Annotated in this window: 12 protein-coding genes and 1 tRNA gene; 6 read left to right on the top strand and 7 right to left on the bottom strand. The window is 49.9% G+C overall.

The window, feature by feature from the left end; translation table 11 throughout:
- Positions 1-193 precede the first annotated feature (193 nt).
- The 6 genes from OEY64_12730 to OEY64_12705 form a co-directional block, all read right to left on the bottom strand.
- A tRNA-Met gene (locus OEY64_12730) sits at positions 194-270 on the bottom strand.
- Between the two features lie 90 nt (positions 271-360).
- Positions 361-2,034 carry an ATP-binding protein gene (locus tag OEY64_12725; GenBank protein MDH5543812.1) on the bottom strand — a complete coding sequence of 558 codons (1,674 nt, stop codon included), beginning with the start codon at positions 2,032-2,034 and terminating at the stop codon, positions 361-363.
- A gap of 71 nt (positions 2,035-2,105) precedes the next feature.
- Entirely contained in the window at positions 2,106-3,302 is a 1,197-nt protein-coding gene (locus tag OEY64_12720; protein MDH5543811.1) for a type II secretion system F family protein, read from the bottom strand.
- Entirely contained in the window at positions 3,302-3,721 is a 420-nt protein-coding gene (locus OEY64_12715) for a cyclic nucleotide-binding domain-containing protein (protein ID MDH5543810.1), read from the bottom strand. Before OEY64_12715 ends, OEY64_12720 begins: the two co-directional genes overlap by 1 nt.
- Positions 3,721-4,365, bottom strand: a complete 645-nt coding sequence (locus OEY64_12710; GenBank protein MDH5543809.1) for a zinc-ribbon domain-containing protein — start codon at positions 4,363-4,365, stop codon at positions 3,721-3,723. Before OEY64_12710 ends, OEY64_12715 begins: the two co-directional genes overlap by 1 nt.
- Before the next feature lie 6 nt (positions 4,366-4,371).
- Positions 4,372-5,574: a PilT/PilU family type 4a pilus ATPase gene (locus OEY64_12705; protein ID MDH5543808.1), complete on the bottom strand. Its 1,203-nt coding sequence runs from the start codon at positions 5,572-5,574 to the stop codon at positions 4,372-4,374.
- A gap of 222 nt (positions 5,575-5,796) precedes the next feature.
- Between OEY64_12705 and OEY64_12700 the strand changes: the two genes are divergently transcribed.
- Complete coding sequence (locus tag OEY64_12700) at positions 5,797-5,985, top strand: hypothetical protein (protein ID MDH5543807.1); 189 nt, start codon at positions 5,797-5,799, stop codon at positions 5,983-5,985.
- A gap of 43 nt (positions 5,986-6,028) precedes the next feature.
- Here OEY64_12700 and OEY64_12695 read toward each other — a convergent pair whose 3' ends face one another.
- On the bottom strand, positions 6,029-6,919 hold the full coding sequence (locus OEY64_12695; GenBank protein ID MDH5543806.1) for a J domain-containing protein: 891 nt from the start codon (positions 6,917-6,919) through the stop codon (positions 6,029-6,031).
- A gap of 91 nt (positions 6,920-7,010) precedes the next feature.
- On the opposite strand from OEY64_12695, the gene OEY64_12690 reads away from it, so the two are divergent.
- The 5 genes from OEY64_12690 (at position 7,011) to OEY64_12670 (ending at position 11,422) form a co-directional block, all read left to right on the top strand.
- Entirely contained in the window at positions 7,011-8,153 is a 1,143-nt protein-coding gene (locus OEY64_12690) for a multiheme c-type cytochrome (GenBank protein MDH5543805.1), read from the top strand.
- A 17-nt stretch (positions 8,154-8,170) separates the two neighbouring features.
- Positions 8,171-8,632 carry a Rieske 2Fe-2S domain-containing protein gene (locus OEY64_12685; protein ID MDH5543804.1) on the top strand — a complete coding sequence of 154 codons (462 nt, stop codon included), beginning with the start codon at positions 8,171-8,173 and terminating at the stop codon, positions 8,630-8,632.
- 1 nt (position 8,633) lies between these two features.
- Positions 8,634-9,347, top strand: a complete 714-nt coding sequence (locus OEY64_12680) for a cytochrome b N-terminal domain-containing protein (protein MDH5543803.1) — start codon at positions 8,634-8,636, stop codon at positions 9,345-9,347.
- A 2-nt stretch (positions 9,348-9,349) separates the two neighbouring features.
- Positions 9,350-9,811 carry a hypothetical protein gene (locus OEY64_12675; protein ID MDH5543802.1) on the top strand — a complete coding sequence of 154 codons (462 nt, stop codon included), beginning with the start codon at positions 9,350-9,352 and terminating at the stop codon, positions 9,809-9,811.
- Between the two features lie 63 nt (positions 9,812-9,874).
- Positions 9,875-11,422, top strand: a complete 1,548-nt coding sequence (locus OEY64_12670) for a hypothetical protein (protein ID MDH5543801.1) — start codon at positions 9,875-9,877, stop codon at positions 11,420-11,422.
- Positions 11,423-12,340: the final 918 nt, after the last annotated feature.

The following is a 12,340-nucleotide window of genomic DNA, read 5'->3' as shown; positions in this document are numbered from 1 at the left end:
GTTGGATGCTGGAATTAATATGTTATTGGTAGCGGGGGCAGGAGCTGTGGAAGTTTGTTTGGATTGCCTTCTATTTCCTGTCGGAAATGCCCTCCCTCTTCGGTCGGGCACGAAGGCAAGTGTTCAAATCCTGCGTAGCTAAATCTGGAAATGTCTGGAGTGATTGGGTTGGATGCTGGAATTAATATGTTATTGGTAGCGGGGGCAGGATTTGAACCTGCGACCTTCGGGTTATGAGCCCGACGAGCTACCGAACTGCTCCACCCCGCGCCACAAACAATCTGACATTTATATCAAAGGAACGCCGCATTAGCAAGGAATCGTTTCTATTGATTAACGGGAAAGGTCTGGCACCGTCGGCTATTGGGCGGGAAAAGTTATTTGAAAGTTGGTCCCTTCATTCTTGCGGCTTGTAAGGTTAATAGTTGCATTGTGGGCTTCAAGTATTTTTAGCGCTGTTGACAGACCCAGTCCCGTCCCTTTTGTCTTGGTAGTGTAAAAAGGTTCGAATATCTTTGTAAGGCTCTCCTTGTCAATTCCGCACCCTGTATCGGAAAAAAACAGCGTAACGCTGTTGCCTTTCTCTGCATTCGGTTTTGCCGAGATATCAATAGTCCCTTCCTTATCGATTGCCTGGGCGGAATTCAATAAAAGGTTCCAGATAACCTGTTTAAGCGACTCGAAATTCCCTTGGATCGTAATAGTTTCATCAATATCGGTTTTGATCTTTATTCTGTCGCTGTAACTTTTATCATTCCTGAAAAGAAGAAGCGATTCGCCGACTATTTCAGAGAGGTTTACGTTTTCTACTGTTTTTGCGATGGTAGTTGATGCGCTCAGAAAATTATCGATTATATGATTGAGCCTTTCGGTTTCACGAAGAATTATCGACATGAGCGTCTGGCTGGAATCGTCTTTACCGCTGGTGATGTTGTTTTTTTTAAGCATTTGTATCGAACCGCTAATCGAGCCGAGCGGATTTCGTATCTCGTGGGCTAGACCCGCGGCTATTCTTCCCATTGAGGCGAGCCTTTCGGATCTTTCGATGGTTTGTTCCATATGTTTGATCTTTGTCACGTCCTGAAAAATCATTATGTACCCGATGCTCTTCCCCGATGGATTGTAAAAGGGTGATACCGTAAAGGTCAGAATGATATCCTTGCCGTTCTGATCCGTGTATACGGTTTCAAAGCTGGCGGTATTGTCCTTGCTTTCCTGAAGAGCCGACAAGGAAAAGAGATCCGGCTTGATATTCGGGAAAACCTCCTCAAGCTGAGTGCCGATGATGAGGTTTTCACGTTTTGCGAGAATCTTGCAGGACGCCTGATTTAACGAAATAATTTTCTTATTCATATTAAGGGCGAGAAATCCGCTCCCCATGTGGGCAATAACATTTTCATGAAAGGCTTTTAATTCGGTGAGGTCCCTGCTTTTAGAAATATATTCAATGAAGATATTTCTAAATCTCTGAGACAGGAAATCGCTAAGATACGCGACCATGTTGAAGGCGGCAATGTGCGCGAAAACGGTAAAAAAGATATATCCGCCTGTAGCGCCTTTGCCCTCTCCCGCAAGTAGCGGGAGGGGGTGGATCAATCCGTAAAATTCGAAATTGACAAGCAGGCCGTACAGGATGCTCGCGGTGGAACTCATCACGAAGCTGGATGGACGTTCAAGCACTATCGATGCCGCTATGATTGTGAACATATACAGGAAAGTGAACGGGCTGTCGACACCCCCCGCGAAAAAGATGATCGCCGTTTCCATCGTCAGGTCTATGAAGAGCTGAGTATATAGAAAAGCCGAAACTCGCGAAATTTTTTTGGACAAGTAGATATATATTATCGAAAGAAAATATGTAGCGGCAGCGATCATCGAAAGAGGGAATGAGAAGGGAAGGTTGCCGAATTGAATCTGGAATATTATCAGAAGACCGAGAAAAAAGGAGATGACGATTATTCTGAAAATAATGAGAGCTTTTATCACCTCTCGGCTGTTTTTTTCGCGGCTCTCATGGTTTTCGCCAGACGTCATTTGCCCCTCTGATCTTGATATGGAAGTTCAGCCCGAGCCGGTTCTATTGTTCTCGCGCACTGCTTCTATCACTAACCTCCAGCGCCCATCTGGAAGATCGGCATGTACATGGCTATGACGACGTATCCGACGGTGATGCCTAGAAAAACCATTAGCATAGGCTCCATAAGCGATGTAAGTGCGTCAACCGCGTCGTCGACCTCTGCATCGTAGAAGTCGGCGATCTTTTCCATCATCGTATCAAGAGCGCCTGTATGTTCTCCTACGCCTATCATCTGCACGACCATCGGCGGAAAAACACCCTGATCCCTGAGAGGGTCGGAAAGCCCCTTACCCTGTTTGATCTCGTCTATGATCGCCAAAACGGCTTTTTCTATCACCTTGTTACCCGCTGTGCGGGCGGTGATATTAAGCCCTTCCATGATCGGAACGCCGGATGATATCAATGTTCCCATAGTGCGGGTAAACTTGGCTACCGCGACTTTCTGAACCAGCACTCCGAGCACGGGGAGCTGCATCGCCAGCCTGTCTATCGAATATTGGCCCGATTCGGTGGCGTAAAATTTCGTAAAAATAAAGTATCCGCCAACCGGTAGAATGAAGAGCAAATACCAGTTGTTTATAACGAGGTCGCTCAGGAAAATTACGGACTTGGTTACAGCGGGAAGTTCCCTTCCTCCCATGTCCTGAAACATCTTGGAAAACTGCGGGATGATAAAAACAAGTAGAAAAACAACGACGGTAGTAGCGATAACCATGATGGAAACCGGGTATACCATCGCCGATTTGATTTTCGATCGCAGGGCAGCCGCCTTTTCAATGTACGCGGCGAGGCGATTGAAGATGATGTCGAGGATACCTCCAATTTCGCCCGCTTCGACCATGTTGCAAAAAAGGTTGTCGAAAATCTTCGGATGCCTTCTCAGCGCGTCGGCGAATGTGTCTCCCTGTTCAAGACGGGATTTGATGTCGAAGGTCGCTCTGCTCAGGGTTCTGTTTTCGGCCTGAGTTCCAAGTATGTCGAGACATTGCACTAGCGAAACGCCAGCGTCGATCATCGTTGCGAACTGGCGCACGAATACGACAAGGTCTTTTTGGGTCGGCTGGTCGCCAAATCCTTCAAGAAGGTCCTTCGGTTTTTCCTTGACGGAAACAATGTTAAGTTTTTGCTTTTTTAGGAAGTTCTCCGCGGCCTCCAGTGAATCGGCGTCTACTTCCCCTTTTTTAATACCAATTTTTGTCTGGTATTTATAAGTGTAGGTGGGCATTAATCAAGATCTTCTTTGGTGGATAGCGCCTCTATCGAACGTTTTGCCTGTTCAAGTTTCAGCCCTATGGCTGCCAGCTTGTCGGTGGCTCCCCGAAGCCTGTCTATAAGGGAGTTGATGATTATTTTCATATCCCCCGGACACCTGAGGAGGAGGCTGTTGAAGCGTTCCTTGTCTATAACCCCTACCGAGACGTCCCCTTTTGCCATGGCGCTGGCTGAGCGCATTTTGTCCTGAAAGAGCCCCATCTCTCCGAAGACGTCCCCTTCTTTAAGCATACCGACGGTCACATTCCGATTGCCGATTTTCTTGGTTATGGCGACCTCTCCCGATATGATTATGTATGCCTTTTGACTGACCACCCCTTCGGTAAGTATTACCTGCCCATCGGAATAACGTTCAACGATAGGTGTATCCATCAGGCGCCTCCTATAACAGCCAATGTCTTATTGAAAATGGAATAATTCAATTCGTGTTCATTAAGTTCGTTTTTTATCGGCACCATCAGTTTGTTGAGATTATTTTCAAAGTCGCTCTTCGCAATGAAGAGGTTCACGCTCATGGCTAAAGCGGTCATCCGGTCGAATGATGAGTGGCCTTCGCCTATGAAGATCACGAACATCTTTCTTCTTTTCTCCATCCCCAGGTGCTGGAGTGTTTGCAGTATAGTCGCCTTGTCATGCGGGATCTTTTCGAACTCGGAAGAACATATAACCATGCTGTATTCGTTGAATCTGAGACTTCTGATGGCAGTTACATGGTCTCCGGGGAGATATGCCTGATAGCCAAACTCATGAGCCAGTTTTGCGAGAGTTTCGGATTTAGTATGGCAGATCATGGCTGTCCTTTTCCCTATGTCCATTACCTTCATTGGCGCTATCCCGGCAGGCGGCGTATGGATCTCCGATTTCGAAAATTCTCCCCGGACGCCGGAGGATTGCGACGGTTCGACCATTATCCTCCCCTGGCATGAAGGGCATTTGAACGCAAACGGCTGGTCTTTCGGAACCTTTTGATCTGGCACCTTGATTTGCGCGTTACAGTTCTGGCAGGTAATTTCCATAGTGTGTTACTTCTTCTTTTTCCTGATTGGCTTCATGCCTTTTTTGAGGGCGGTTTCGTATTCACCGTCTATCTGCAATTCGTCGATGTCGCTCGTTTTCTGTCCGCGCGTCGCTTTTATCCCGTCGATGCCTCTTCCTACGTTTGCCCTTATCGAGGAGAAGGAGAGCGCGGTCTCTTCCGAGATCTGTCCGGCCTGGAACGATTCGACAAGCGATGTATCGAAAGTTTTCCACCCGCTTGCGGAGCCGTCGTTAATGATCTCGTAATATGTTTTCCCCGGTTTTTCCCCATTGATGATGGAATCCTTTACGCGAAGGTTGGAGCCCATTATTTCAAAAACGGCGTGGCGCCCTGCAGTTGCTTTTGGAACAAGACGCTGACAAACTATCCATCGAACAGTCTCGGCAAGCCTTGTTCTTATCTGGGTCTCCTCGTCCTTGTCGAACATCCCTATTATCCTGTTTATTGTCTGTCCCGCGTTTATGGTGTGAAGGGTCGTAAGCACAAGGTGTCCGGTTTCAGCGGCCGCGAGCCCTATCTCCACCGATTCCCTGTCGCGCATTTCGCCAACGAGTATGACCTTCGGCGCCTGTCTCAGGGCGGCCCTTAAGCCGTTTGCAAATGTGTCGAAGTCGGTGCCGAGCTCTCTCTGATTGAAGGTCGATTTAACATGGTTGTGCACGAACTCAACCGGATCCTCCAGAGTGACTACATGCACCGGTTTGGTTCTGTTTATCTGGTCGAGTATCGCGGCGATGGTTGTGGATTTACCGCTTCCGGTCGCGCCTGTAACGAATATCATCCCGTTTTTTTCTTCCGCCATCTTGTTGAATACTTCCGGCAGTTTCAGCTCGGCGATTGAGGGGATTCTGGCCTCAAGTTTCCTCATTACTATGGAGTATGTCGACCGTTGGGAAAATATGTTTACCCTGAAACGCGCCTTCCCCTGAAGGATGTAGGAGAGGTCGCACGACCCCTTGCTTAAAAGAGTCTCGGTAAGGCGCTTGTCGGAGTTGATGAGACAGAGAGCCATCTCCTCGGTCTGGAACGGGGTGAGGTTTCCGAGTTTCGGTTTTATCTCCACCTCCTTGAGTAGCCCGTTGCTTTCCACCTGCAGGGGTCTTCCTACTGTGATATTGAGATCAGATACGTTCGTATGTGATTCCAGCATGGTGGTCAGGATATAATCCAGTTCTGTCTGTTTCATTTACCTCCCAGAATACAACGATATCGGCTTATTTTCTTAATTTAATGAAGTAAGGTCAAGCTTTGCGGTCCATGCCTCTTGCGGCAGTGCGGTTTTCACTGCCAAACCCTGATCAACATGCACAAAAATATGACGTAGTGTGGCCGGTGAGAGAAAGAGTCGGCATATTAATAATATTCAAGTTCTATGCAAAATTATAGCCAGCGGCATGTTACGGGCAAGGTGGTCCGTTCAAATAATAACGACGTGCCTATCGATATACCGGGATTCAGCTGGAGCATCGCGAATGACGGGACAATTGCAAAGGATGTAAACGGTTCGTTCCACGCCACGATGTCGAAGGATAAGAATTTGATCGCGGGAACGGAAACAAACGGCTCCATCTATAAGCTATATGTTTACATGCGATAGACCGGTCATTGCCCCCGAACAGGCATGCGGTTGTCTTCGCGATCTAGAGGCCGGTCTTTTTTATATCTTCAACAGCCTTTCTCTGTTTGTCGTCCAGGTTCTTCGGGATGTTGATGCCGATCTCTATGTAAAGGTCGCCTGTATGCGACTTGTTCAACTCCTTTACGCCGGCCCCTTTTATCCTTATTTTCTGGCCAAACTCTGTGCCTGCGGGGACCTTTACCGTTTTCAATCCATCCAGAGTATTTATTTCAATAGAGCCGCCGAGGATCGCTGTTGAGAGCGGGATATCGGCGTGAACTATAAGGTCGTCGCCGGTTCTGGATATGGTCGGATGTTTGGCTATCTTTATCTCTATATACAGGTTCCCCTTCCCGCTCCTGCCGGATTGCCCTTTACCGGGGAGGCGCAGTTTCCCCCCCTCTCTTATCCCGGCGGGGATTTTAACGTTTATGACCTCTTTTTTGCTCCCGGTCTGCAGTGTCACCTGGCGTTCACCGCCCCGTACCGATTCCTCAAGGGAAATTTCCATCGTGGAGGTTACATCTAGGTTTTCCATCTCCTGCTCGAAAGGGTTTTCGCCGAATCCGCCCCTCCCCCTGAACCCGCCGGTTCTGAATCCGCCGAAACCTCCAAAACCGCCGAATCCGAATTCGCGCAATATATCGTTGATATTCGATCCGCCAAAAATATCGTCGGGGGAATACTGCTGGCGGAATTTATCATCGCCGAACATGTCGTATTTTTTCCGCTTTTCCGCGTCGCTCAGAACGGCGTATGCCTCGCTTATTGTCTTGAATTTCTCTTCAGCCGCGGCGTCCCCCTTGTTTTTATCGGGGTGGTGTTTCATCGCCAGTTTGCGGTAGGCCGACTTTATCTCCTTGGGGGTAGCGCTTTTGCCTACACCGAGTATTTTGTAGTAGTCTTTTGACATGCTGTTATTCCAAATAAATGTTTGACATAATACAGAGTATTCCTTTTAATTAACCAATAATACCAAAAGAATTAAAAGCAAGCTGGTTGGGATGATGCAAAAAATAGTAATTGTTTCTTTTACGGTTCTGATAGCTTTTTCCATTCGGGGAAATTCCTATGCCAAGGAACCGGCTCCACTGAAGGAAGGTGTTGTCTCCTCCTCGTCAGAGTGCGGCTCATGCCACAAGGAAATTTACGAAATGTGGCGGGAATCGATGCACGCCAAGTCGCTTTCGGACCCTATTTTCCAGACATCGTACCTCGAAGCCTATACGCAAAGCGAAGGAAAGGCCAAAAAGGTCTGCCTAAACTGCCATGCCCCGGTGGCGATGATCAATGGCGATTACGACTTGAATCAGGAGGTTACCCGTGAAGGGTTAACCTGTCATTTCTGCCACTCTATCGTGGATGCGGATCCAAACGCCCCCCCTGCCAGCAACGAGAGGTTTAATTTAAAGGTCGGCAAAGGGATAAGAACCCCGAACGAGGATGGCAAGAACGATTATCACACGCATATCAATTCCCCTATCCACAGGAAGTCGGAGCTTTGTGCGGGGTGTCATGAATATTCCGCCAACGGGATAAAACTGATGTCCACCTACTCCGAGTGGTTAAACGGCCCCTACGCCGCCAAAGGGGTACAGTGCCAGAGTTGCCACATGCCGAAACAGAAGCTTGGCGCGGGGAAAAACTCGGGCAAGGAGGTTTTCAGCCACTACCTTGCCGGGGGACATTCCATTATGCAGATAAAGAAGGCGGTAAAGGTAACAATCGCCGGCGTCACCCGTGGCAAGGACAGGGTGACGATAGACCTTGTAGTGGAAAACTCCGGGTCGGGACACTATGTGCCGACGGGGATCCCGACAAGGAAGCTGATCCTCACGTGCAAGATCACTACCGGAGGGAAGGACATCCCAGCGAAAAAGATCGTTTATGAAAAGATACTTTTCGATGAAAAGGGGAGGGAGCTGACCACCGATGCCGAAATACTGCTTGGCAAGGGGTCGCAGGTAGTGAAGGATAACCGTCTCGCCCCTGGAGAGGCCCGAAAGGAAAAAATGGTGTTTTATGTTGAACCCGGCGGGGAGGTTCTTGTCTCTGCAAAGGTTGACTATGTGTATACACCCCGCATCATCCAGCAGGAGAAGATGGAAGTTGAGATGAACAGTGACGAAAAGGTGTTTTCAGAGTAAATATTGGGAAAGGTTATATGAGTAAATACGAGGAGAAAGCCTGGGCGGACGAACCGTCATCCAGACGAATGTTTGTCAGCGCTTCGCTTTCCGCCGCCACGATCGCGATGGTGGCAGGGGCGGTTTTTCCTCTTTTCAGATATCTCTATCCAAGTTCGGGGAGGCTCGGCGGCGGAAAGGTCACTGTTCAGATACCTCTTTCCGAAATTGCCATCGGCGACCACCGTTTCTTCAGGTTCAAGGGGAAGCCCGGCATACTCGTAAGGCCGAACGAAAAGGAGTTCATAGCCCTTAGCGCCACGTGTACGCATCTTGGTTGCGTTGTTAAATATTCCGATTCGGATTTATCGCTGAAGTGCCCGTGCCACGGCGCGGTATTCGATATTAACGGGAAGGCCGTAAGCGGTCCAGCCCCTACCCCTCTGAAACAGTTTGTCACTTCCGTCGAAGGGGGCAAGGTTGTGGTAGAGGAAGCATAGCATGGAGAACGAAAAGGAAAAGGAGACTCTCCGCTTCGGGCCGATTCTGGTAAGGAATCCGTGGCTCATAAAAGGGTTTAATTTCCTGGATGAGAGGTTTAACCTGAAGGAGATACTCGACGACGAGGTCTTTACGAAACTCGCGCCGGGGCACCTCGGAATATTTTCCTGTTTCGGAGGGATCACATTTTTCCTCTTCCTCCTCCAAGTGCTCACCGGACTTCTGCTGATGATCTATTACATCCCCGAAACGGACAAGGCGTATCAGAGCGTCGTGGCGATTACGAACGATATTGAATTTGGATGGGTGGTAAGGGGGCTTCACGCGTGGGGAGCTAACCTCATGGTAGTAACGGTCTTCATTCATATGGGGAAGATTTATTTCAGCGGAATATACAAGGCACCAAGGGAGCTCAACTGGGTTACCGGAATTGTTCTCTTCCTTCTGACGCTCGGATTTTCATTCACCGGTTATCTGCTTCCATGGACACAGCTCTCCTACTGGGCGACGGTAGTCGGAACTGAGATGCCCGCCGCCACCCCGGTGGTCGGCGAGATGATAAAGGTAATTATGAGAGGTGGAGAGGAGATTTCGCAGGTTACTCTCAGCCGTTTCTTCGCGGTCCATGTGATAATATTGCCACTTACCATAGTTGTTTTCATTCTTGCCCATCTGATACAGATAAGGAGGCAGGGAATAGCAGGGCCGATGTAATTATGAAAAAAGAAGTAGAAATAAAAAAGATCCCGATGGAGGAGAAAAAGCGCCTCGTGAAAGAGGGGAAGATGCACTGGTTCTTCCCGGATCACGTTGTCGAGCAGATAATAATCTGCCTTTTCCTTTTCGTGTTTCTCATCACGCTTGCGACCCTCTTCCCGCCGCACCTCGGCGAACAGGCCGATCCGTTCACCACGCCGGAACATATCAAGCCGGAGTGGTACTTCCTTGCCGCGTTTCAGATCCTTATCATTGCCGAAAAGCTCAGCTTCCTCGGAGCGTGGGCGCCGAAAGCTATCGGCATCGGCGCGCCGGGTCTCTTCATTCTGTTGCTTATGCTGGTTCCGTTCATCGACCGCAATCCGAAAAGGGCCTACGCCGAAAGGAAGATAGCAATAGCTACCGGCATCATCGTGATAATCGGATTTGTCACGCTTACTCTCATCGCCCATTTCCACTGATACTCCACGCGTTCATAAAGTCCGGCTTTTAGGTTTTAACCTTTAAATGCGTAAAATGAAAATATGAGGACGTTACGAATGATCCTCGCTGTGCGGGGCGCAGGGGAAAAACATTATCCGCTTCTCATAGCTGTGATGCTCGCATTGACTGCAACCCTCTTTGCCGGATGCGGCCTATTCGACAAACCGAAGGACGAAACTCCGTCAAGCGATTCGGCTTCGACAGGAACGGTAAGCGGAGACTTCACGGCGGCGAACGCGGAAACGCTCAAGACATCCATAATCGGCGCTCCCGAAAGCCTCACGATCACCGATCTCTCGGCGGCGGCGAAACCGGGCGCACTCTCCGCGGGCCGGGCCAGGATGGCGTCGGCGAGTGAAGGGATGGACGGCGTATTCGCGGCGATACCGCTTTACATTGGTCTTGCCGAGCTGACGAAAACTTCCATCGCGGGAATGATGGTCGACATGCTCCCCCTCCTTGCCGAGAGCGTCGAAGGGGAGATATTAACACTGCCGCCGTCAACCGATCCGTACATGCCGAAACGCGCCATGGTTGAGAAGAGCGCTTCATATGACTGGAAGGTATCCGCCTTCTACACCGACGCGGGAACGGCGCCGGAAATGGTACTGCACTTTTCCCTCAAGAGCGGCGGCATCAAGGGGCGGTGCATATGGAACAGATCGATGGAGAACTACTTCTTCGCGAACGCCGGATTTACGACCGAGATGCCGGTTTACCTGGACATTGCCTTCGATGGTGCAAGCGCGGTAAAGACCCTCGAAGTGAAGTTCCATCAGGACCTTACGCTCGGAAGGGCGTGGGCATCCGGCAACGGCGTGACGCTCCAGGATCTCCTCAACGCAAACCTTGCACAGCCCGAAAAGGTTTTTCTCACGATATCTCTCAACGGCGCGGAAGTTACCGTGAACGGGATCTCGTATCATCCGGGATTGGCGACAGGCGAGGCACTTGGCATAACGGTTCCGGGGTGGGGCGACAAGAGGACGATGTATCTCTTCAAGGCGAAGGCAAAGGCCGATGTCGGCGCGGCGAAACTCTATCTCGCGCTCCCGGAAGAGGATAGAACCGACATGACAGGAGTGTGGGAGGATTCCTCTCTCTCGATGGTCGTCGGCTCGGTATTTACCGGGATACTCAACGCGTTCGTCGATGCGATATACGACGCGGCTGGCAACACCGCTGCTGCTGTCGCGGTCTGGGTCATTACAGCCGATTTCAACGCGACATATAAGCGCGGTAACTCAATTGCCCGCCAGCACCTTCTCGATTTCGCGGAGAAGGATCTTTCCTCGGAAGGATCCGATTTCCAGAACCTGCAGACGGATATCCGCTCGGTACTCTACCTCGTCAACCCCGCTTTCTATATCATGAACTACGGCTTCCTTGGAACGTATAACGATGGGACAATGAAAACATCGGCCTCTTCACCTTCCTACTACAAGTACGACAAGACGACAGGGAGGCTTGCGAAAAGCTCCGATCCGGATTTCATCGCCGCCATAAACAATCTCAACGCCTACACACTTGATGAGGTTATTCCATATGTGCCGGCAACTGTAAAGGATGTCGTTATAACCGTCGAATAGTGGTCAAAATTCATCCGGCAACACCCCTGTCATCCACGCGCAAGCGGGTATCTGTTAGCACGGACTTCAGTCTGTCTGTTTTTGGTAGCACAGACTTTAGTCTGTCTGTTTTTTGGTAGCACAGACTTCAGTCTGTGTGTATTCGGTAGCACGGACTTTAGTCTGTCTGCATTCGGTAGCACAGACTTTAGTCTGTGTGTTTTTGGTAGCACAGACTTTAGTCTGTGATTGCCCCGCAGGGGCAACCGATCCCGCTCTTGCTTGCCACCGATCTTGAACTGCGTCCTTCGGACGCACCACAGGCTAAAGCCTATGCTACCAGGAGAGATCGCCACGGACTTCAGCCTGTCTGTATTCAGTAGCACAGACTTCAGTCTGTCTGTATTTGGTAGCACGGACTTCAGTCTGTGATTGCCCCGCAGGGGCAACCGATCCCGCATTTGCTTACCACCGATTTCGAATTGCGTCCTGCGGACGCACCACAGGCTAAAGCCTATGCTACCAGGAGAGATCGTCACGGATTTTTGCCTGTCTGCATTCGGTAGCACAGACTTCAGTCTGTGATTGCCCCGCAGGGGCAACCAACCCCACTCCTGCTTTCCACCGATCTCAAACTGCGTCCTTCGGACGCACCACAGGCTAAAGCCTATGCTACCAGGAGAGATCGTCACGGATTTTTGCCTGTCTGCATTCGGTAGCACAGACTTTAGTCTGTGATTGCCCCGCAGGGGCAACCAACCCCACTCCTGCTTTTCACGGATCTCAAACTGCGTCCTTCGGACGCACCACAGGCTAAAGCCTATGCTACCAGGAGAAATCGCCACGGATTTCAGTCTGTGGTTGCCCCTTTGTCATCACCTCTTCATAAAAAACCTTAATAAACAGAGATTTACCCGTAATGAAATTTATCCACGGCAG

It is taken from the genome of Nitrospinota bacterium, assembly GCA_029881495.1.
GTDB lineage: Bacteria > Nitrospinota_A > UBA7883 > JACRGQ01 > JACRGQ01 > JAOUMJ01.
This window is presented reverse-complemented; position numbering and strand designations above follow the sequence as displayed.